The 21,877-nt window shown below is 69.6% G+C and carries 14 protein-coding genes; 11 read left to right on the forward strand and 3 right to left on the reverse strand.

Annotation, left to right across the window (positions count from 1 at the left end; translation table 11 throughout):
• Nucleotides 1-29: 29 nt before the first annotated feature.
• The 9 genes from ACYVIP_RS12930 (at nucleotide 30) to ACYVIP_RS12970 (ending at nucleotide 17,159) form a co-directional block, all read left to right on the forward strand.
• Nucleotides 30-5,138 carry an amino acid adenylation domain-containing protein gene (locus tag ACYVIP_RS12930; RefSeq protein ID WP_460395634.1) on the forward strand — a complete coding sequence of 1,703 codons (5,109 nt, stop codon included), beginning with the start codon at nucleotides 30-32 and terminating at the stop codon, nucleotides 5,136-5,138.
• On the forward strand, nucleotides 5,135-9,565 hold the full coding sequence (locus tag ACYVIP_RS12935) for a MupA/Atu3671 family FMN-dependent luciferase-like monooxygenase (protein ID WP_460395636.1): 4,431 nt from the start codon (nucleotides 5,135-5,137) through the stop codon (nucleotides 9,563-9,565). The genes ACYVIP_RS12930 and ACYVIP_RS12935 overlap by 4 nt, the downstream gene beginning before the upstream one ends.
• The gene (locus tag ACYVIP_RS12940) at nucleotides 9,562-12,036 is read left to right on the forward strand and encodes a type I polyketide synthase (protein WP_460395638.1); all 2,475 of its coding nucleotides are present in this window, start codon (nucleotides 9,562-9,564) and stop codon (nucleotides 12,034-12,036) included. Before ACYVIP_RS12935 ends, ACYVIP_RS12940 begins: the two co-directional genes overlap by 4 nt.
• Nucleotides 12,036-12,890, forward strand: a complete 855-nt coding sequence (locus tag ACYVIP_RS12945; RefSeq protein WP_460395640.1) for a 3-hydroxyacyl-CoA dehydrogenase family protein — start codon at nucleotides 12,036-12,038, stop codon at nucleotides 12,888-12,890. The genes ACYVIP_RS12940 and ACYVIP_RS12945 overlap by 1 nt, the downstream gene beginning before the upstream one ends.
• Nucleotides 12,887-13,183 carry an acyl carrier protein gene (locus ACYVIP_RS12950; RefSeq protein ID WP_460395642.1) on the forward strand — a complete coding sequence of 99 codons (297 nt, stop codon included), beginning with the start codon at nucleotides 12,887-12,889 and terminating at the stop codon, nucleotides 13,181-13,183. The genes ACYVIP_RS12945 and ACYVIP_RS12950 overlap by 4 nt, the downstream gene beginning before the upstream one ends.
• A complete protein-coding gene (locus tag ACYVIP_RS12955) occupies nucleotides 13,176-14,309 on the forward strand; it encodes an acyl-CoA dehydrogenase family protein (protein WP_460395644.1) in 1,134 nt (377 codons plus the stop codon). The genes ACYVIP_RS12950 and ACYVIP_RS12955 overlap by 8 nt, the downstream gene beginning before the upstream one ends.
• Entirely contained in the window at nucleotides 14,306-15,382 is a 1,077-nt protein-coding gene (locus ACYVIP_RS12960; RefSeq protein WP_460395646.1) for an HAD-IIIC family phosphatase, read from the forward strand. The genes ACYVIP_RS12955 and ACYVIP_RS12960 overlap by 4 nt, the downstream gene beginning before the upstream one ends.
• A gap of 213 nt (nucleotides 15,383-15,595) precedes the next feature.
• On the forward strand, nucleotides 15,596-16,273 hold the full coding sequence (locus ACYVIP_RS12965; protein WP_460395648.1) for a sulfotransferase family protein: 678 nt from the start codon (nucleotides 15,596-15,598) through the stop codon (nucleotides 16,271-16,273).
• Between the two features lie 31 nt (nucleotides 16,274-16,304).
• Nucleotides 16,305-17,159, forward strand: a complete 855-nt coding sequence (locus ACYVIP_RS12970) for a PHP domain-containing protein (RefSeq protein ID WP_460395650.1) — start codon at nucleotides 16,305-16,307, stop codon at nucleotides 17,157-17,159.
• An 82-nt stretch (nucleotides 17,160-17,241) separates the two neighbouring features.
• Here the strand turns inward: ACYVIP_RS12970 and ACYVIP_RS12975 are convergent, their stop codons facing one another.
• Together ACYVIP_RS12975 and ACYVIP_RS12980 are read right to left on the reverse strand one after the other, a co-directional pair.
• Complete coding sequence (locus ACYVIP_RS12975; protein ID WP_460395652.1) at nucleotides 17,242-17,397, reverse strand: hypothetical protein; 156 nt, start codon at nucleotides 17,395-17,397, stop codon at nucleotides 17,242-17,244.
• Nucleotides 17,398-18,080: 683 nt separating this feature from the next.
• A complete protein-coding gene (locus ACYVIP_RS12980; RefSeq protein WP_460395654.1) occupies nucleotides 18,081-18,308 on the reverse strand; it encodes a hypothetical protein in 228 nt (75 codons plus the stop codon).
• A gap of 222 nt (nucleotides 18,309-18,530) precedes the next feature.
• On the opposite strand from ACYVIP_RS12980, the gene ACYVIP_RS12985 reads away from it, so the two are divergent.
• Entirely contained in the window at nucleotides 18,531-20,027 is a 1,497-nt protein-coding gene (locus ACYVIP_RS12985) for a hypothetical protein (protein WP_460395656.1), read from the forward strand.
• A gap of 2 nt (nucleotides 20,028-20,029) precedes the next feature.
• Nucleotides 20,030-21,049: a hypothetical protein gene (locus tag ACYVIP_RS12990; protein WP_460395658.1), complete on the forward strand. Its 1,020-nt coding sequence runs from the start codon at nucleotides 20,030-20,032 to the stop codon at nucleotides 21,047-21,049.
• A gap of 99 nt (nucleotides 21,050-21,148) precedes the next feature.
• Here ACYVIP_RS12990 and ACYVIP_RS12995 read toward each other — a convergent pair whose 3' ends face one another.
• Nucleotides 21,149-21,445 carry a lasso peptide biosynthesis B2 protein gene (locus tag ACYVIP_RS12995; protein ID WP_460395684.1) on the reverse strand — a complete coding sequence of 99 codons (297 nt, stop codon included), beginning with the start codon at nucleotides 21,443-21,445 and terminating at the stop codon, nucleotides 21,149-21,151.
• Between the last annotated feature and the right edge of the window lie 432 nt (nucleotides 21,446-21,877).

The raw sequence follows: 21,877 nt of genomic DNA on the forward strand, positions 1-21,877 counted from the left end.
ACCACTCTCACATTAAGGAAACCTGCGGGATGGTGCTCGAGGAATTCTTCGCTCGGGTTGCTGAGGCACCGGAGTCGGTCGCGGTGCAGGACGGCGACCTGCGGCTGACCTACCGCGGTCTGGCCGCACACGCGTCCGGTCTCGCGACCAGGCTCACCGAACGTGGCGTGCGCCAGGACAGCGTCGTGGCCGTCTACGCCAACCGGTCGGCGGAGTTGGTGGTCGGCGAACTGGCCGCCCTGCTGGCGGGCGCGGCCTACCTGCCGCTGGACCCGGCCCAGCCGGCCGCGCGCATCCGGCAACTGCTGGCGCTCTCCGGCGCCGACGCGGTCCTCAGCACCGAGCCGCTGGTGTCCGCCGGCGCACCGCTGGGCGAGGACGTCCTGGAGGTGGATCTGACCGGGGAACCACCGGACACGACGATCCTGACACCGCCCCGGCCGCACGGCGCCGCACTGGCCTACGTGATCTACACGTCGGGTTCCACCGGCCTGCCCAAGGGCGTCGCGGTGAGCCACGCGAGTCTGGCCAACCTGATGCACTGGCACAACAGGACCTACCGGACGCGGCCAGAGGACCGGTCGTCCCTGGTGTCCAGTCCCGGATTCGACGCGTCCGTCCAGGACATCTGGTTCACCCTGACCGCCGGCGCCACGCTGGTGGTGCCGCCGGCCGAGGTGCGCGGCTCGCCCCCCGACCTCGCCGTCTGGCTGGCCGACGAGCAGATCACCGTGACCTTCCTGCCGACGCCGCTGGCCGAGGCCATCCTCGACGAGGACTGGCCGGCGCACACCGTGCTCCGGTTCCTGCACACCGGTGGCTCGGCGATGCGGCGCGAGGTGCCGGAGGGGTTGCCCTTCACGGTGATCAACCTCTACGGGCCGACCGAGGCCACGGTGAAGGTGACCGCATGCGAGGTGGTGCCGGGCGGACCGCTGCCGCCGCCGATCGGCGTGCCGGTCGACGGCGTGCGCTGTTACGTGCTCGACGGCCTCGACCCGGTGCCCGACGGCGAAGAGGGCGAGATGTGCCTCGCCGGCGAGTGCGTGGCGCGCGGGTACCTGAACGACCCGGTGGGCACGGCGACGTCGTTCGTGCCGGACATCAACGTCCCAGGGCAACGGATGTACCGGACCGGGGACAAGGTCCGCCGCCGGCCGGGCGGGGTCTTCGAGTACATCGGCCGGTACGACGACCAGGTCAAGATCCGGGGGTTCCGGATCGAGCCAGGCGAGGTCGCCACCGTGCTCAAGACGCACCCGGAGGTCCGGGACGCCCATGTCGGTGCCGAACGGTCCGGTCGCCCGGACGCACGCCTGGTCGCCTACGTGGTCACGAGCAGCACGCCGGCCGAGCTGACCGGGTACGTCGCGGACCGGTTGCCCCACTACATGGTGCCGGCGGCGATCGTGGCTCTGCCCGAGCTGCCGCTGACGCCCAACGGCAAGGTCGACCGCCGCGCGCTGCCCACCCCCGACCGGGCGGCGGCCGGCCTCGCCGACATCGCCGCGCCGCCGCGCACCCCGACCGAGACGGCGGTGGCCGGGATCGTGGCCAGGCTGCTCGGCGCCGCGGAGGTCGGCGCGCACGACGACTTCTTCGCGCTGGGCGGGAACTCGTTGCTCGTCACGCGGCTGGCGGCCGAGGTCGCGGCGGAGCTGAACGTCGCGGTGAACGTGCCCGAGCTGTTCAACGCCCGCACCGTGGCAGGCCTCGCGTCGATCGTCGACCAGCGCTCCTCGGCGGCCGGCGGCAACGGCCACGAACCTGTCGCCGCGCCGGTCCCGCCGCCGCTGCGCCGGGTCGAGCTGGACCGGCCCGTCCCGTTGTCCCTTCCGCAGGAACGGGTCTGGTTCTTCGAGCAGGTCTCGCCGGGCAACCTGGCCTACAACTTCCAGGCCACGGTGTCGTTGCGGGGCCGGGTGGACGTCGAGGCCCTGCGTGCCGCGCTGGACGAGATCGTGCGCCGGCACGAGATCCTGCGGACCGCCTTCGTCGCGGTCGACGGGGTGGGCCGGCAGCAGCCGGTGGCGGGGGTCGCGGCGTCGCTGACGGTGCTCGACGTCCCGGCCGAGGACGCCGACGAGGTCGTCGACGAGCACCTGCGTGAGCCGTTCGACCTGACCCGGCCACCGCTGGCCCGCTGGGTGCTGTTGCGGCACGGGAACGAGCAGAACACCTTCCTGCACGTGGAGCACCACTTCGTCCACGACGGCTGGTCGCTGTCGGTGTTCCTGTCCGAGATGCGTGTCCTCTACCCGGCCTTCGCCGCCGGGCAGCCCTCACCGTTGCCCGAACTGGCCGTCCAGTACGCGGACTACGCGTACTGGCAGCGGGACTGGATGCGCGGCGACGTGCTGCGCGCCCACGTCGACCACTGGACCGCCCGGCTGTCCGGCGCGCCGGACACGCTGGAACTGCCAAGCGACCGGCCGCGGCCGCCGGTGATGACCTTCCGCGGCAGGGCACCGCGCATCCTGGTGCCGACCGGGCTGGCCAGGGCGCTGCGCGCCTTCAGCCGGGAGCACCACGTGTCGTTGTTCTCCACGATGTACGCCGGCTTCGCGGCGCTGCTGTACCGCTACACCGGGCAGCGGGACATGCTCGTCGCGACCGGCGCGGCGAACCGGAACATCCCCGAGCTCCAGCCGTTGCTCGGCATGCTCGTCAACACCTTGGTACTGCGCACGAACGTGTCGGCCGACCAGCGGTTCGGTGACCTGCTCGAGCAGGTGCGGCAGATCGTCGCGGAGACGTTGGCCTGGTCGGACACCCCGGTGGACGCGGTCATCGACGCGATCGACCCGCCCCGCGACCCGTCGCGCACCCCGCTGTTCCAGGTCATGTTCAGCTTCCACGACTCCGCGGTGCCCGAGATCGACTTCGGTGGGCTCACCGGCCGGGTCACCGAACGCTCGAACCGCACGGCCAAGTCCGATCTCAACGTGATCGTGATCCCGCGCGCCGAGCAGCGTCTTGGCCGGGACGCCAGCGCCGAGGACGACGACCTCGCCATCGTCTGGGAGCACTCGTCGGACCTGTTCGACGAGTCGACCATGACGCGCATGATCACGCACTACCTGACCCTGCTCGCCGACGCGGTGGCCAGACCGGCCACGCTGGTGGGGGCGCTGCGTCTGCTCCCGGACACGGAGGCGGACCAGCTCGCGCGCTGGGCGCGCGGGCCCGAGGCGACCGCCGCCGAGCCGGTGACCGAGCTGATCGCGCGGCAGGCGCGGAGGCGACCGGACGCCGTGGCGGTGCGCTGGTCGGACGGGCAGCTCAGCTACGGGGAGCTGTGGCGGCGCGCCGGCGGGTTGGCCGACAGGCTTCGTGCGGCCGGTATCGCCGCCGAGGAACCGGTGGCGGTGTGCGCCGACCGCTCCGCCGCGCTGGTGGTCGGCGAACTCGCCGTGCTCATCGCGGGCGGGTGCTTCCTCCCGGTGGATCCGAGTTACCCGACCGAGCGAACCACCTTCATGCTGCACGACGCTGGGGTGCGGAAAGTGCTTGCCACACCCCAGCTGCGGGCACAGCTGCCGGCGTCAGGCACCGGGGTCACCGTGTTCGAGCTGGACTTCGAGCTGGACTTCGAACTGGACGATGCCACCGTTGCTCCGCCACTGCCGGCCGGGGGACCCCGAGACCGGGCCGGCCTCCGGCGCCTCGCCTACATCATGTACACCTCGGGCTCCACCGGCCGGCCAAAGGGGGTCGCGGTGGAGCACCGGGGGCTGGCGAACCTGATCGGCTGGCACGTGGCCGAACACGCCCTCGGCCCGGCGGACCGGACCACACTGTTCGCGAGCCCCGGGTTCGACGCCTCGATGTTGGAGATCTGGCCCACCCTGGCGACGGGCGCCACCCTGTGCATCCCCCCGAGGGAGGTCCGGACGGCGCCGACCGAGTTGGTGCGCTGGCTCGACGACGAGCGGATCACCGTGGCCTTCCTGCCCACCCCGGTCGCCGCCGTCGCGGTGACCGAGACGTGGCCGGCCGGCATCGCGTTGCGTTCGCTGCTGACCGGTGGTGACGCGTTGCCGGGACCACCGCCGGCGGGGTTGCCGTTCCAGCTGTTCGACCACTACGGGCCGGCCGAGAACACGGTGGTGACAACGGTGGGCCGGGTCCCACCCGACCTGTCCGGACGGCGACCGCCGATCGGCCCGCCCATCAGCGGTGTCGACGTCCAGGTGCTGGACGCCGAGCGGCAGCCGGTCCCCATCGGGGTCTGGGGCGAGCTGTACCTGGGTGGTGTCGCGGTGGCGCGCGGTTACCTGAACCGCCCTGGACTCACGGCCGAGTGTTTCGTCCCCGACCCGTTCTCCGGTCTTCCCGGCGCGCGGATGTACCGCACGGGCGACCTGGTGCGCTGGCGGCCGGACGGTCAACTGGAGTTCCTCGGCCGTACCGACGAGCAGGTGCAGATCCGGGGGCACCGGATCGAGCCAGGAGAGGTCGCGGCGTCGCTGCGGGATCATCCACAGGTTCGGGAAGCCGTGGTCATCGCCCGCACACCCACACCGCGAGCGGAACCGTCGCTGGTGGCCTATGTGTGCCGTGAGGACGGCCAGGGAACAGGCGCTGACGCCGCTTTCGTCGAGGCACTGCTCGTGTTCCTGCGTGACCGACTACCCGGCTACATGGTGCCGGGTGACGTCGTGGTGCTGCCCGCGCTGCCGCTGACCCAGCACGGCAAGGTGGACCGTGGCGCGCTGGCCGGCCTGGCGCCGCGCCCGCCGGTCGGGCAACCGGCCGTGGCGCAACGCCCGCGCTCGGCGACCGAACAGCGTGTCGCACAGCTGGCTTCGACGTTGCTCCACGGCCGGTCAGTGGGACGCGACGACGACTTCTTCCGCGTCGGCGGCCACTCGTTGCTGGCGGCCCAACTGGTCGCCAGGGTGAACGACGCGTTCGGGGTACAGGTACCGACCGCGCTGTTCCTCAAGCGACCCACCGTGGCGAGCCTGGCGACCGCGGTGAGCGACGCGGCGGTAGGAGAGGAAGTAGGCCCCGGGCCGATCAGGTCGAGCGGTCGCCGGAGGGCCGAACGACTGCTGGCCGACCTCGACCGGCTCAGCGACGAGGAGGTCGAGTTGTTGTTGCGCGACCTGGAGGAAACCGAGGTGGAGGATTGACGCACACACGTAAGGCGACTGAGGAGCGGCGCGCGCTGCTCGCCGACCTGCTGCGGCGCCGGTCCGAGCAGGAGTCCGAGTACCCGCTGTCGTACGCGCAGCGGCGGTTGTGGTTCCTTGACCAGCTGCAGCCGGGGAGCGCGGTCTACAACGTCCCGCTCGGTTACGACATCACCGGCCGGTTGGACGTCACGGCGCTCGAACGGGCGATGACCGACATGGTCCGCCGCCACGAGATCCTGCGAACCGCCTTCCGCTCCTCGGACGGCATGCCCTATCAGGTGATCCTGCCGCCGGCTCCCGTGACGCTTCCCGTGGTCGACCTGACAGCACCCGGTCGCACGGTGGACGAGGTGGGGCAACTCGCGGACGACGAGGCCGCTGCCCCGTTCGACCTGGCGGTCGGACCGATGATCCGGGCCGTGCTGCTGCGGCTGGGAGATGACCTGCACCGGCTGCTGGTCACCGTGCACCACCTCGCCTGTGACGCCGGGTCGATACGGGTGATCGGGACCGAGCTCGAGGCCAACTACCGGGCCGCCCTTTCCGGTCAGATGAGCGGGGAGCCCGAGCTGCCCATGCAGTACGCCGACTACGCGGAATGGCAGGTGAGCACGCTGGCCGGGCCCGAGCTCGACCGGCTGCTGGCGTACTGGAGGGAAAGGCTCGCCGATCTGCCGACGCGCCACCTGCCCACCGATCATCCTCGCCCGCCAGTGCAGAGCTACCGTGGCGCCGCGATCAGGTTCGAGCTGCCGACCGCGTCGGTCCAGCGACTTGACGAGCTGGCCATGGCGGAGGGCGGCACGCTCTACAGTGTCCTGCTCGCCGCCTTCGCGGTGCTGTTACGTGCCCACATCGGCGAGGACGAGGTAGTGGTCGGTACCCCGGTCTCCGGTCGGGAACGACCCGAGCTGGCCGGGCTCATCGGGTTCTTCACCAACACCCTGGTGCTCCGCTGCGACCTCGGGTCCGGCCCCACCTTCCGCCAGCTCACCCGCCGACTGTGGACCGAGGTCAGAGAAGCGCTCGCCCACCAGGACATGCCGTTCGAGAAGCTCGTCGAACAGTTGCACCCCGACCGTGACCTCACCCAGAACCCGTTGTTCCAGTTGCTGTTCAGCTACCGGCACGAGGAGACCGCCGAGCTGGCGCTGGACGGTTGTCAGGTGCGGCAGGCGCTGGGTGATGCCGGCACGGCACGATTCGATCTCACCCTGAGTCTGGCGCGCACACCCGCTGGTGTGACCGGCCGGCTGGAGTACAGCACGGATCTGTTCGAGGCGGCGACCGCCGAACGGATCGCGGCACGGTACGTCAGCGTGGTGAACGCCGCCGCACAGGAACCGGACCGTCCCATCGCCGAGCTGGACGTGCTGCCGGCGGACGAACTCACCACCCTGGCCGCCTGGCACACCGGTGATCGGGCCGAGCTGGCTGACGTTCTCGTACACCAGCTTGTGGAGCAACGGGCCGACGTGGCGCCCGAGGCTGTCGCCGTGGTCGCCGCCGACGCCACGCTCACCTATCGCGAGCTCGACCGGCTCGCGGACCGGGTGGCCCGGCGCCTGCGCGAGCTGGGTGTGAGGCCGGACGAACCCGTGGGGGTCCACCTCGGCCGCTCGGCGGAACTGGTGGTGGCCCTGCTCGGGATTCTCAAGGCAGGGGCGGCGTATCTGCCGCTCGATCCGGACCACCCACCGGACCGGCTGTCGTTCATGGTCAGTGACGCCGGGGCGCGGGTGATCGTGGCGGACTCCCGGTCGGCCACGACGGCTCGACGGCTGGGTGCGGCCGAGGTGGTGGTACCGGACGCGCTTGCCGAGGATGCCGACCCGGCCGGCACGGACGAGGCAGCGGAGGTCTCACCCGTGGCCGCCACCGCCGACAACCTGGCGTACGTGATCTACACCTCCGGGTCAACCGGGCGACCGAAAGGTGTCCTGGTCTCCCACCGGAATGTGGTCAACCTCGTCGCGGGCATGGACGGCGTCCTCGGTGCCGACGAGCCGGGCACCTGGCTCGCGGTGACGAGTGTCTCGTTCGACATCTCCGTGGTCGAGCTGCTGTGGACGCTGGCACGTGGCTACCGGGTCGTGCTGCGCGGTAGCCCGCCCCGGCCGGCGTCGGCGGCCCTCGCGCGGGCGGCCGAGGTCGACGCGGCACGCATCCGCCCGATCGACTTCGGCCTGTTCTACTTCGGCAGCGACTCGCAGAGCAGTCCTGGCGACCGCTATCGACTGCTGCTCGATGGCGCGAGGTTCGCCGACCGGCACGGCTTCACGGCGGTGTGGACGCCCGAGCGCCACTTCCACCAGTTCGGTGGGTTGTACCCGAATCCCGCGGTGACCGCGGCGGCCGTCGCCGGGCTCACCGAGCGGATCCAGATCCGCGCCGGCAGCGTGGTGTTGCCGTTGCACGACCCGTTGCGGGTGGCCGAGGAATGGTCCGTCGTGGACAACATCTCGGGCGGCCGGGTCGGCATCTCCCTCGCCTCCGGTTGGCACGCGAACGACTTCGCGCTGGCGCCGCAGCGGTACGAGCAACGCAAACAGCTGATGATGGACGGCCTCGACGAGGTGCGGCGCCTGTGGGGTGGCGAGAAGGTGTCGCGGCACAACGGCGTCGGCGCCGAGATCGAGGTCGGCGTCTTCCCCCGGCCGGTCCAGCCGGCGCTCCCGGTGTGGCTCACCAGCGCCCGGCACCCCTCGACCTTCCAGCTGGCCGGTGAGGCCGGTGCCGGAGTGCTCACGCATCTGCTCGGCCACAGCCTGGACGAGCTGGCCGACAAGATCGCGTTGTACCGCAAGGCGTGGCGCGAACACGGGCACGGACCGGGAGACGGCCATGTGGCGGTCATGGTCCACACGTTCGTCGGCCAGGACCTCGACCAGGTGCGGGAGCTGGTCCGGGAGCCGTTGAGCAGGTACCTGGAGTCCTCCTTCGACCTGGTCACCTCTCTTGGCGACGCCACCGGAAGCGCGGCCGACCTGGCCACACTGCCGCCAGCGGAGCTGCGGGAGCTGGTCGATCGTGCCTTCGAGCGGTTCTTCGACACCGCCAGCCTGCTCGGCACACCGGAGGTCTGTGCCGACATGGTGGACCGGATGAAGGCCGTCGGTGTCGACGAGGTCGCCTGCCTGATCGACTTCGGGGTGGACGAGGAGGCGGTCCTCGCCGCGTTGACGAACCTGGAGGCCGTTCGCGACCTCACCGAGGAACGCAGGAAGGCCGCGCTCGCCGCGGCCGAGCGGGCCGAGGAGCCGATGGCCGAGCAACTGCGCACGCACGAGGTGACGCATCTGCAGTGCACGCCGTCGATGGCCCGCCTGCTGCTCGCGGATCCGGACACGCGGGCGGAGCTGCACCGGCTCCGGCGGTTGCTCGTCGGCGGCGAGGCACTGCCGGCCGACCTGGCTCGCGAGCTGACCAGCGTCGTCGGGGGCACGGTACACAACATGTACGGGCCGACCGAAGCGGCGGTCTGGGCGACCTCGTCCCAGGTACGGCCGGGAGGCCCGGTGTCCATCGGGCGTCCACTGGCGAACGTGCGGGCCTACGTGGTCGACCGGCGGGAACAGCTGTGCCCGACCGGCGTACCCGGTGAGCTGTGGCTCGGCGGACACGGTGTGGCCAGGGGCTACCGTGACCGCGCCGAACTGACCAGCCGGCGCTTCCAGCCCGATCCGTTCTCCGCCGAGCCAGGCGCCCGGATCTATCGGACGGGTGACCTGGCGCGCTGGACGTCAGGCGGCGAACTGGAGTTCCTCGGGCGGTTCGACGACCAGGTGAAGCTGCACGGGCACCGGATCGAGTTCGGTGAGATCGAGTCCGTGCTCGCCGAACACCCGAACGTCGAGTCGGCGGTCGCCGTCGTCCGAGGTGCGGGCGCCGACCAGCGGATCGCCGGCTACTGTGTGCCGGTCTCCGGTCAGTCACCGCCCGGCCACGAGCTGCGCGCCTTCCTCGCGACGCGGCTGCCCGGTTACATGGTGCCGAGCACCATCCAGATCATCGACGCCGTGCCGTTGACCCCGAACGGGAAAGTCGACCGTGCCGCGTTGCCCGACTCGTCGGGTGCGCGACCGGACGTCTCGCCGGCCTACGCGCCGCCGACGAGCACGACCGAGCAGGTGGTCGCCCAGGTGTGGCGGGACGTCCTCGGCGTGGATCGGGTGGGTGTGCACGACAGCTTCTTCGAGCTTGGCGGCAACTCGTTGCTCGTGGTGAAGGCCAGGGCACGGTTGCTCGACCGTGGCGGCCACGGACTGTCGCTCGTGGACATGTTCCGGTACCCGACCGTCCGGGCGCTCGCCGGTGCCATCGATCGCATCCCGGGCGAACAGTCCGATGTGGGTACCGCCAGGGGAGTCGCCCGCCGCCAAGCGGCGCGCGGCGGCGCCAGGCGAGGGGGCAGGACCACGTGACCGAAGGCGATCGTGCGGATGACGGCGTGGAGCCGATCGCCGTTGTCGGGCTCGCCGCACGGCTCCCGGGGGCGGCCACCATCGAGGAGTTCTGGCGCAACCAGTTGGCCGGTGTCGATTCGGTGACGTCGTTCGGCGTGGACGAGTTGGTCGACGCGGGGTGGCCCCGCCAGATGATCACCAAGTCCGACTTCGTGCCGGCCTCAGCGGTGATCGAGGACGCGGACCACTTCGACGCGGACTTCTTCGGGTACAGCGCGAAGGAGGCGGAGATCAGCGATCCGCAGCACCGGATCTTCGTCGAGTCCGCCTGGCACGCGCTGGAGAACAGCGGTCACGACCCGTCGCGGTTCGACGGTGCGGTCGGTGTGTACGCCGGCTGCTTCGCCAACAAGTACTACTCACTGAACCTCCTGGCGAACACGGACTTCCGGCGCTCCTCGCTGGTGTTCTCCGCGCGCCCGTACAACGACAAGGACTTCCTCGCCACCCGGGCGGCGTACCTGTGCGACCTTCGAGGCCCGGCGATCAGCGTGCAGACGGCCTGTTCCACCTCGCTCGTGGCCGTCCATCTCGCCTGCCAGGCGCTGCTCAGCCACGAGTGCGACATGGCGCTGGCGGGAGGGGTGGCGCTGCCCGTTCCTCTTGTCGGCGGCTATGTCGTCCCCGAGGGCGGCCTGTTCGCCCCGGACGGCCACTGCCGGCCGTTCGATGCCGCCGCCGCCGGGACCGTTCCCGGGTACGGCGTCGCGATCGTGGTGTTGCGCAGACTGAGCGACGCACTCGCGGACGGCGACGACATTCGCGCCCTCATCCTGGGCACGGCGGTCAACAACGACGGCTCGGTGAAGTTCGGGTACAACGCCCCGAGCGTTCAGGCGCAGGCCGAGGTGATCTCCACGGCCCATTCGGTCGCGGCGGTGGCGCCGGAGACCATCGGCTACGTCGAGGCACACGGTACGGCCACCCCGTTCGGCGACCCGATCGAGGTGGCCGGGCTCACCCAGGCCTTCGCCACCGAACGGCGCGGGTTCTGTGCGCTTGGTTCGGTCAAGGCCAACATCGGCCACCTGGACGCCGCCGCCGGTGTGGCCGGCCTGGTTCGGGCGGTGCTGGCCCTTGAGCACGGCGAGATCCCGCCGAGCGCCAACTTCGAGTCGGCCAACCCGGCGCTGCGGTTGGACCGCACACCGTTCTACGTGCCAACCACCGCCCGTCCCTGGCCACTGGGTCCGGCGCCTCGGCGCGCCGGCGTCAGCTCGTTCGGGGTCGGCGGCACCAATGCCCATGTGGTGCTGCAGGAAGCGCCGGAGCCGGCGCCGACCACCGCCGACCGGCGGGGCTGGCAACTGCTCGTCCTGTCCGCGCGCACGGGCAAGGCCCTGGCGGACGCGGCCGCGAACCTCGCCGCGCACCTGAAGGGCCGTGACGACCAGAACCTGGCGGACGTGGCCTACACCCTGCAGGCCGGTCGGCGTCGGTTCCCGCACCGCCGGTACCTGGTGTGCCGCGATCGGACCGAGGCGATCGCCGCCCTCAGTGACCCATCGGCCAAGACTCACGACACGGGTGAGACGGACGCCCGGCAGGTGGTCTTCATGTTCCCGGGCAGTGCCGCGCACCACCCGGACGCGGGGGCGCGGACCTACCACCGCGAACCAGCTTTCGCCCGGCACGTGGACCGCTGTGCGGAACTGGTGGCTCCCCGGCTCGGGTACGACCTGCGTGCGCGACTCTTCCCGTCGACCTGGCAGGAATCCGACAGGGGTCGTTCCGACATCGACCCGCGAGCTGTGCCGGCGGCCGCCTTCTGTCTACAGTGGGCGCTGGCCCAGCTGTGGCAGTCCTGGGGCGTGCGGCCGACGGCGATGATCGGCCACGGCGACGGCGAGTACGTGGCGGCCTGCGTGGCGGGTGTGCTCGAGCTGGAGCACGCACTCGACCTCGCCGTCACCAGGGCGACGGTCCCGTCCGCCGACCACTCCACGCTCGCCGGTCTCGTGGCGCGCCACGAGCGCAAGCCGCCGCGGGTGCCCTACATCTGTGCGGCGACTGGTTCCTGGATCAGCCATGAGGAGGCCACGGACCCGGTCCACCTGGCAGGCCACCACAGTGAGCCGACTCGGTTCGGCGACGGTCTGCGGACAGTGCTCAGCGAGCCGGGCCGGGTCCTGCTCGAGGTCGGGCCGGGCAACACGCTGACCTCACTCGCCTCGGCGCAGAACGGGCAGGCGCAGCGGGCGGTGGCGCTGTCCTCGCTGCCACCGTGTCAGGAGTCCCGCTCCGATCTCGCCCATCTGCTCGGCACCGTCGGCGAATTGTGGCAGGCCGACGTGGAGATCGACTGGGACGCCTTCCACGGCACACCGCGACCTCGGCGGACACCTCTGCCGGGTTATCCGTTCCAGCGGCGTCGCTACTGGGTGGGGCCGGACGCCGATCGCTACGAGCCAATGGGTGAGGAGACGTGATGGACGACGCGGTCGTCGCCGTCGTGGGTGCGGGTGTCATGGGTACCGGGATCTCGACGCTTGTCTGCGGGCACGGGGTACCCGTCGTGTTGGTGGACGTCGACGAGGCCAAGCTGGAACGCGCCCGCACCGCCGTCGCCAACGGGCTGCGGCACGCACGGCTGCTGGGAGCGCTGCCGGCCGAGTGCGCCCCAGCCGGGCTGAGCACGACCCTCTCGTTGGCTGACGTCGCACCGGCCACCGCGGTCATCGAGGCGGTCACCGAGCTGCCGGAGCGCAAGGCGGAGGTGCTCACCGGCATCTCGGCCACGGTCCAGCCAGGAACCCCGGTGATCTCCAACACCTCCGGGATACCCATCGACGAACTCGCGGCGTCGGTGCGACGACCAGGTGAGCTCCTTGGTACGCACTTCATGAATCCCGCGTACCTGATCCCGATGGTCGAGGTTGTCTGTGGCCCACGCACCACGGACAGGACTGTCGAGTCGGTGCTGTCGTTGCTGGCCCGGCTCGCCCGACGCGCGGTGGTGGTACGGGACGCGCCGGGTTTCGTGACGAGCCGGCTCCTGCACCCGATGATCAACGACGCCGCGCGGGTGGTCAGCGAGGGCACGGCAACGGCCGAGGAGGTGGACACCCTGATGCAGGGCTGTCTTGGTCACCCGATGGGCCCGCTGCGCACCGCGGATCTGATCGGCATCGACAACCTGGTCGACGCCTTGGCCGCGTTGCACACCCGGACCGGAGATGACCGGTGTCGCCCCGCCGAACTTCTCCTCGACATGGTCCGGCGCGGCGAACTCGGCCGCAAGAGCGGCCGTGGTTTCCACGTCTACCGAGAGGAGCCCTCATGAGCCAGGACGAACGGACCGAGTCGGCGCCAGTCAGCACGGACACCGTCGAGGACGAGATCGCCGGCTTCGTGGCCGACCAGACCGGGACCAGGCCCGAGCTGGGCCAGGATCTGTTCGCCGCCGGTCTCGCCAACTCCATGTTCGCGATGAAGCTGGTCGTGTTCCTGGAGACGACGTACTCGGTGACGGTCGGCGGGACGGACCTGCGGCTGGTCAACTTCCGAACCGTCCTGAGCATGGCGGCACTCGTCGACCGGCTCCGTGTCGAGGCCGCCGCGAGCGGGGATGTCTGACGGGCTCGCCGCCGAGCGTGCCACCCTCAGGCGCCTCGTCGGGGACGACGCCGGCGCCTGGGACCTCGCCGGTGAGCTCCCGCGCGACGTTCTGCGGGAGCTTGGCGCGGCGGGCGTGCTGTGCGCGGAGGTGCCGAAGGAGTACGGCGGGCTCGGTGCCAGAAGCCAGGGGAGCGGGGAACTCACCGCCTACGCGGGGAGCCTGTGCAGTTCCCTGCGCAGCGTGATGACCTCACACGGCATGGCCGCATGGACCGTGCAGCGCCTCGGCAGCCGCGATCAGCGGGCCGTGCTCCTGCCCGAGCTGATCGGTGGCCAGGTGGCGGCCGTGGCCTTCAGCGAGCCTGACGCGGGGAGCGACCTCGGCGCGATGCGCACCGACATCCGTTTCGACGGCGACACGGTCGTCGTCGACGGTGCCAAGACGTGGATCACCGCGGCGGCCTATGCCGACCTGATCGTGGTCATCGGCAGGACCGGGGACAACGCGGCGGCGGTCGTCGTGCCGACCGACACCGCCGGCGTCCACATCGAGAAGGTTCCGGACCCGCTCGGATGCCGCGCGGCCGGACACGCCCAGGTTCGGCTCGACGGCGTGCGAGTGCCGGCCGCGAACGTCCTGGGTGGAACCGGACAGTCACTGTCGTTCCTGGTCACGACTGCCCTCGCCTACGGCCGGATGTCGGTGGCCTGGGGCTGCGTCGGCATTCTGCGTGCCTGCCTCGGCGCGGTGACCGGACACGCGCGATCGCGGGAGCAGTTCGGCAGGCCGATCGCGGAGTACCAGTTGGTCTCTCGGTTGGTCGCCGAGCTTTTCGTCGCGGAGCAGATCGCGACCAGGATGTGCCGGCACGCCAGCGAGTGCTGGGAGTCAGGTTCGCCGGAGCTCGTTGTCGCGACCGTACTGGCCAAGCACGTCGGCGCCATCCAGGCCAGGCACGGGGCGACGTGCGCCATGCAGGTGATGGCCTCGGCTGGTGCCTCCGACGGCCATGTGGTCGCCCGCGCCTACCGGGACTCGAAGCTGATGGAGATCATCGAAGGTAGTAGCGAGATATGCCAGCTCGAACTCGCCCGGCACGCCATGGCGACCACGGGCGCCGTCAGCCGGAAGGTGCACCAGTGAACCATCCGACCACGACCGTCAAGTGCGTCGTCTGGGACCTGGACAACACGGTGTGGAAGGGCACCCTTCTCGAGGACGGCGAGGTGGTCCTCGACGACCATGTGCGCGACACCATCGTGGAACTCGACTCCCGAGGAATCCTGCAGACCGTCGCCAGCAAGAACGACCACGATCTCGCCTGGGAGCGCCTGGAGGCCCTCGGCCTGGCCGAGTACTTCGTGCTCGCCAGAATCGGGTGGGGGCCGAAGTCGGAGTCGATCAGACAGATCGCCGACCAGTTGCGGTTCGCCCATGACACGATCGCCTTCGTCGACGACCAACCGGCCGAACACGCGGAGGTCATGTTCCATCTCCCGCAGGTGCGTTGCTATTCCGCGGAGCGCATCGCGGAGTTGCCGACGCTGCCGGAGTACGTTCCGGCGATGGTGACAGTGGACTCGCGCCGTCGCCGTCAGATGTACCGGGCGAACCTGCGGCGCCAGGCCGAGCAGGAGTCGTTCACCGGGCCGTCGGAGGAGTTCCTGCGTTCGCTGGAGCTCGTCATGGACATCAACCGGGCGACCGCGGAGGACCTGTCGCGTGTGGCGGAGTTGACGCTGCGCACGAGTCAGATGAACGCGACCGGTGTCCACTACTCCGATTCCGACCTGCGTGCGCTGCTCGACGACCCACACCACGAGGTCCTCACGGTGACGATGAGCGATCGCTTCGGCCCGCACGGCGCGGTCGGCGTCGTACTCCTGTGTCGCGAGCCGGCGGTGTGGCACCTGAAGCTACTGGCCACGTCGTGTCGGGTCGTTTCCTTCGGGGCAGGCGCCACCATCCTCAACTGGTTGATGGACGAAGCGACGGCCTCCGGCCGCCATCTGGTCGCCGACTTCCGGCCGACTTCGCGAAACAGGATCATGGAAATCGCCTACCGGTTCGCCGGATTCCGCGAGGAGCGCTGCGCATGCCTTTCCACGTTGCCGGACGCCGACGACGGGGAGACCCGGCGAATGCATCTCACGCCGCAACCGAGGCCCGCCTCGGCCACTACGCGTCTCACCGCCGTCCGGCTGGCCGCGCCCTGACGCGGCTGCTTCTTGCGTGCGATGTGATGCCGTCGGCCATCGTGCGCAGTCGGTGAGGTCGGCGAGCGTTTCCCGCGCGTCGCCGATGCGAACGTCCGCACGGTCAGCCACTCCGGCGCGCTTCCAGTAGTCGACGCCGATCGTTGGCCACTGCCCCTCCTCGGCCATGACTGTTCGTATCTGTCCAATAAAAGAATGAGGAGTGTGAACGGAATGAAGGTGATCGGCGTCGGGGTCGCGCGTACCGGTACAGTGTCACTCAAAGCCGCGTTGGAACGGCTGGAGTTCGGCCCCTGCTTCCACAGTAGCTATGTTCTCGACCATCCTGAACGACTTCGCTCATGGCATGCCGCAGCGGCGGGCGAACCGGTCGACATGGGTATGCTCTTCGCCGGTTATGGATCCAGTGTGGCGTGGCCAGGAGCGACATTCTGGCGGGAGCTCATGTCGTATTACCCGGACTCAAAGGCGATCCTGACCGAACGTGATCCGCAGCGGTGGTACGACAGCGTGCGCAACACCATCTACGAGCTGACCGGCGGCGACGGTGACAACGATCTCGTCGAGGCGGCACGCGAAAACGTTCCCAGCGTCAGAGCGATGTACGAGTTCAATCGAAAGCTGATTTGGGAAGGGTTCTTCGACGGACGTTTCGCCGACCGCGAGCACGCCATGCACGCCTATGCCGAGCACAACGCCGCCGTTCGTCGAGAAGTGCCCGCCGACCGGCTGCTCGTGTACTCGGTGACCGAAGGCTGGGAGCCACTGTGCGACTTCCTCGGTGTACCCATGCCGGACGAGCCGTTTCCCCGCCTGAATGATTCAGGCGCCTTCTGGGATCAGGTTCGCCACCGCCTCCACGAGAACACCGCCGCTCCGGGAACGACCTGACCATGTCGCACCGGTACGGAAGGGACGTCGCATGACGATCGACCTGCACACCCACAGCACGGTGTCGGACGGCACGGTGCCGCCGGGCGTGCTACCCGCCCTGGCCAAGCGAGCCGGGCTCGACGTGGTCGCGCTCACCGATCACGACACACTGGCCGGTCTTGCCGACTTCGGCCGTGCCTCGGTCGAGGCCGGGATCGAGGGTGTCGGGGGCGTCGAGATCTCCTGCCTGCTCGGTACCGTCGAGGTCCACCTGCTTGGCTACTTCGTCGACCCCGGGAATCGGCCGCTCACCGAGGAACTGGACCACATTCGGAACGACCGGGCCAGCCGGGCGATCCGAATGGTGGCCAAGTGCCGGGAGATTGGCGCGGACATCACGATCGAGCAGGTGCGCGAGATCGCCGGACCGGCCGCAATCGGCCGACCGCACGTGGCGGCCGCGCTGATCGCGGCGCGGGCGATCAGCGAACCGGCCGAGGCGTTCACCCAGGAGTGGATCGGTGACGGTGGCCGTGCCGACGTCCCCAAACACGTGGTGACCGCCGAACGTGCGGTCGAGCTCGTTCGTTCCGCTGGCGGTGTCGCCGTACTGGCCCATCCGCGTTCTTTCAAACGTCGAGCCTCGGTAACCGACGAGCAACTCGCCGGACTCGTCGGTGCCGGGCTCGCCGGGATCGAGGTCGACCACCCGGAGCACGAGCAGCAGGTCCGGTCGCGGCTGCGTGGGTTGGCGGCCGAGTTGGGCATACTCGCCACCGGATCGAGCGACTTCCACGGTGAACGCAAGACCGTGCGCCTCGGCGACCACACCACGCCACCCGAGGTGCTGGCGGCCCTGCGAGCGGCCGCGACCACCGGCATGTCCACACAGGAGAGTCGATGACCGGCGCGCCACCCTGGCCGGCGCCGGGCGGACGCTCGGCGAACACCCCACGATTCCTGTCCCACAGGCCGATCTTCGTCGGTTAGGCAGGAGGGTCTGCGCGGTCGGCGAGGCGTTGACCCGCCGGGAGATCCACGACTCGACCGCCGCGCCCACCAGCGGTCACCACAAACGGGATCAGTTGTGCCGCCTGCTCGGCGACCGCGTCCTCCGTCGTGGCGATCTTGCGCTCAGCCACAGCGACCACCGCCCACCACGATCACGGGACGGCCCGACAGGACACGGAGAGCGCGCGATGACCGCGCGATGACCGCGCGATGGGGAGAGGAGGAAGTTGGGACTATTGCCCAGAGATTCCTAGTAATGAGTGTCCGAGGCCGGAGTTGCGCACTATTCACCCGTCGTGCACTCGATCGATGATGGCTGTCAGGGCCATAGCCAGACATGATTGACCGTCGTGAACGGCATCTTCGTTGCGATCTAAAGCACGCGCGAACTCGATGATCGCCACGCTAGGCTCTCTGGGTGACCTGGTCGATGTCGCGTCTCGATCTCTGGTCGACGCATGTATCTATTTGGTCTAATCGATGCCAAGGGCATGTTCTGGCTGCGAGACAGCATTGGGGCGTCCGCGCTGATAGCTTGCGTTCGTCGAGTTGGAGGTGCATCGCCGCCCCCCCGAGTCAGACTCGCAACACCGACGCCCAACGCGATCTAGCGGTTCCCTTGCCTTCGTAGCGCGTCGAGGACGGTGTCGTTGCCGCTGATGTGGGCGGTGGTGTTGATCTCTTCGAGTTCCCAGGGGGTGAGTGCTCGGCGGGTGTTGGGCAGTCGGCGGGGTTTCGCTACGCGGTGGGCTGTGTTGGTGGTCGATGAGGTCGTCGGCGGCCCGGCGATGCGGTTTCGCGGAAATGGGGGAGATCACCGCAACAGGTAGGCCCGTGTCAGCGACACCTCGACGGCCAGCTGCAGGAAGAAGGGGCCGCCGGCCGGGGCCCTGCCGTTCGCGTCAAGTTTGGGCAGGAACCGAAGTAGGCGTTGGCGCTGAACGGGGTCTCGCCATGCCCATGGGAAGTCCGACGGTGGCAAGGTGGGACCGAACACCGGCTGGTTGAGCCGCCCCAGGCACTCGGTGAACGCCACCGTCACCAGGGAACGGGGCCTCCGGTGGTCAGGCCAGTCGGGGTTGCGGTTCCACCTGCGCCGGCACGGTTCCCGGAAACCGGGTGCCCTCGGCGTGAACGTCGTGACGGCGGGTGTCGAACGGGATCGCCACCACGCGATCGTCCCTACACCCCGCCGAATCCGTCCGGCAGAACCGGCGTTTGTCGCCAGTACGCTGGTAACTACGTTTGACCGAAAGGTACCGGCGTGGAATGGGAACGGACAGAGGTTGACGGTGTCCCCACCTGCTGGTCAGGACTGGGCGGCGAACTGGAGGCGGGTCTGGTCTTCCGGGTCGGGTACGCCGACGAACAACTCGCACGGTGCGGCATCACGCACCTGGTCGAGCACTTGGTCCTGCATGAGGTCGGCCGTCGCCAGTATCACGACAACGGCGAGGTCGAGCCCACTCTCACGACGTTCAGCGTCCGAGGCTCCGAACAGGAGATCGTCGACTTCCTCGCCGGGGTGTGCCGGGCCGTCACCTGCCTGCCGACCCATCAGCTGGCGGCGCAGAACGAGATCGTGCGGCGCGAGGCCGGCCGGTGGCGGACGGCTCCTGAACTGTTGGCCGCGTGGCGCTACGGCGCGACCGGTTACGGTCTGGTCGGTCACGACGAGTTCGGCATCGGACATCACACGCCACGGGAGCTGGGTCAGTGGACGGACAGCTGGTTCACCCGAGGGAACGCGGCGCTGTGGATCAGCGGTGGCCAGCCGCCGGCCGGCCTTCGCTTGGACCTGCCCGACGGGCCACGTTTCCCGCCGCCTTGGCCAACCAGTGTGTTGCCGCACCTGCCGGCGTACTTCGAGTCGAACGTTGGCGGCGTGGCCGCCAGCACGGTGATCGACAGAGGTCCCGAGAGCGGGGTGTACCTCTACGCGTTGCGGCAGCGCCTGCTCGAACGATTACCCGACCTGACGGTCACCGCCGCGTCCTTCGACGAGCGGCTGGCGGAGATCAGTGTGCACGCCGACTGGGCATCTTCGGAGTCGGTGAACGCTTTCGTCGAGATCTTCGACGAGTTGGTGCACCAGCCGCCGACACTCAGTGACGTCGGTGTGGTGCGCGACATGATCAGGGCAGGCCTACAGGATCCCCGCCTGGCCCGCGCCATTCCGAGGGCTGCCGCACACACCGAACTGTTCGGCGGTCCGGCAAGGACCGTCGAGGAGCAACTGTCCCGCCTCGCCGCGCTGTCGCCGGAACAGCTGGCCACGGTCGCCGTCGAGGCCAGGGACGCAGTGTTACTGATGCTGCCGTTCGACCACGCACCACCAGGCGACCATTACCCTCCCGCGTCGAACGCATCGGAGGGCGTCGTGGAGGGACCGGTGTACACGCCCCTGGAGTCGTCCGGGTGGCGTCGCCGCCGTCCCGGTGCCGGCGGCGTGCGGTTGTGCGTCGGCCCCAGCGGAGTCAGCCTGGTGGAAGGTGGGATCTTCACGACCGTCCGGTTCGACGAGTGCGAGGTGATGGTGTCCTGGCCGGACGGCGCACGACAGCTGATCGGCCGGGACGGGATTGGTGTACTGGTCGAACCGACGCTGTGGCGCGGAGGGCAGGCGCTGCCGGCTCTGCTCGACGAGGGCGTGCCAGCGGCCCTGGTCATCTCCCGGCCGCCGCGACGACCTGACGAGATTCCCGACCCGGGGCACGTGAGTGTCTGGGACCGCCTGCGCACCGGGCTCCGGAGGACCTGACCATGTTCGATGGGATCGCCACGAGCTACCAGATTCTGCGTTCCATCAACGTCAACGTGGACACGGCCTGGAACGATCCGGAACTGCCGCCGGTCGAACGACGTGTCATGGGCGGAGACCTGGAGGCTGGCCTGAGCCTGCTGGCGAACACCCCCGACGACCACGAACTCAGGGCGCTGCGCGTGCACCGGCTGGCTGGCTGGATGACCCGCCTCCGCGAGCGCCACCTCACCCAGCTGTACCTGGAGCGACCGGAGGACGCCGACGTCGCGCTCTGGCTCGGCGCGTACCGCGTCGTGCGCGCGTGGCGGGTCCGCACGACCGCACCGGCCGAGTCCGTCAGCGCCGCGCAATTCGACCGGTTCTGGTTCATCCTCGGGCGCACCCACGAACCGCTGATGCGGGCGGCGACCCTCCGGCCGACCGACCCGACGCCGTGGAACTACCTGCAGTGGCGAGCCATGGGCCTGGACCGGCCTCGCGCCGAGCTCGACGACCTGTGGCAGGAGCTGCGTTCCCGGGACGAGAACAGCTACGTCGGTCATCACTCCCGCACACGGGCGCTGTGCGCGGACTGGTACGGCAGCAACGACGACGTGCTCGAGTTCGCCACCGGCGTGGCTGACACGACCCCACCCGGCGAACCCCTCGGCGCGGTCCTGGTCGCCGCCCACCTGGAGGTGATGCTCACCGATGGTCAACACCCCACGGACTACTTCGCGACCCGATCAGTCCGCGACGACCTCACCCGCCGGGCCGACGACTGGGTCGCGAACCTCCGGCCCCATGTGCGCACCCCGGAGGCGCACCACCTCTACGGCGCCGCCCTGTACCTCGCCGGCGACCACGATCGGGCACGGCGCCATCTCGGTGAGCTGCCCGCCAACAGCGTGCCAGACCGCCTGCCCTGGGAACCCCTCTTCGGCTACGACTGGAAACTGGACTACGGACCGGTCCGGAAAGCCCTCGGCCTACCGAATCGGGGACCTGTTCGTCAGAAACGGTCGCGCCGTACCACGTGATAGAAACACGCCAGGAAGACTTCGGCGGTTGGACAAGTGCGCGGCGAACAGGATCGGGTTGCTGCCCTGCGGGAAGCGGTTCAGGATGCTCCAACCGACTCAGGCAACCGTCATCATGACGCGATACCACCGGATGTTCTCCGGGTCCTCACCGATGGCGACGCCGTCCACCTCCACCCAGGCGTGTGCCTCGAAGGGATGGGTGCGCACCCCGGTCCGCCATGTCGGCCAACTGCCCCGCAGCCGGCACAACAGCGCGGTCGCGATGGAGCGTTGCAGGCACCACTGCCCGGTGCACCGCACGCTCGCCGCCATCACGGTGTCGCGCATCGCCGCGGCCTCCCGCTGTGTCGCGGGGCGAGCACCGCGCCGCACGAACTCCAGCACCTGGCGCACCAACGGAGAAGGCTCGCCTGGAGCGCTCGACGAGTCCGAGCGCCTCGATGTCGAACTGCGTCGCCGCTCACTCGTTTACGTCGCGGCCACCCGCGCACGCGACGAACTGACCGTGCTTCAACGCACGACCAACTGACGATGCTCATGGCCGACATCGTGGACGACCAGGTTGAAGCACGTGGGCGCAGTGCGCGGTTTGGATCGACTATGTTCGGGGGTGTCCCTAGGGACGTGAACCCCCACGTGTCCGAGGCCGGAGTTGCACATTATTCACCCGCTGTGCCCTTGAGAGGTGAATCTTCGTAGTCCGCCATGCGCGCAGGCTGGGGTTACGTCAAGCCTCGACGTCGCCAACTGGGACCGGTAACTACTGGAGTCCGGTCCGTATGGGGAGACCGGGGTCTACATCGCTGGTTGCCGTTTGATGGCTGA

It is taken from the genome of Actinophytocola sediminis, assembly GCF_054779715.1.

Coding starts and splice junctions, on each gene's coding strand:
- ACYVIP_RS12950 (WP_460395642.1), top strand. CDS start 12,887: ATGAGCCAGGACGAACGGACCGAGTCGGCGCCAGTCAGCACGGACACC.
- ACYVIP_RS12930 (WP_460395634.1), top strand. CDS start 30: ATGGTGCTCGAGGAATTCTTCGCTCGGGTTGCTGAGGCACCGGAGTCG.
- ACYVIP_RS12965 (WP_460395648.1), top strand. CDS start 15,596: ATGAAGGTGATCGGCGTCGGGGTCGCGCGTACCGGTACAGTGTCACTC.
- ACYVIP_RS12970 (WP_460395650.1), top strand. CDS start 16,305: ATGACGATCGACCTGCACACCCACAGCACGGTGTCGGACGGCACGGTG.
- ACYVIP_RS12990 (WP_460395658.1), top strand. CDS start 20,030: ATGTTCGATGGGATCGCCACGAGCTACCAGATTCTGCGTTCCATCAAC.
- ACYVIP_RS12955 (WP_460395644.1), top strand. CDS start 13,176: ATGTCTGACGGGCTCGCCGCCGAGCGTGCCACCCTCAGGCGCCTCGTC.
- ACYVIP_RS12945 (WP_460395640.1), top strand. CDS start 12,036: ATGGACGACGCGGTCGTCGCCGTCGTGGGTGCGGGTGTCATGGGTACC.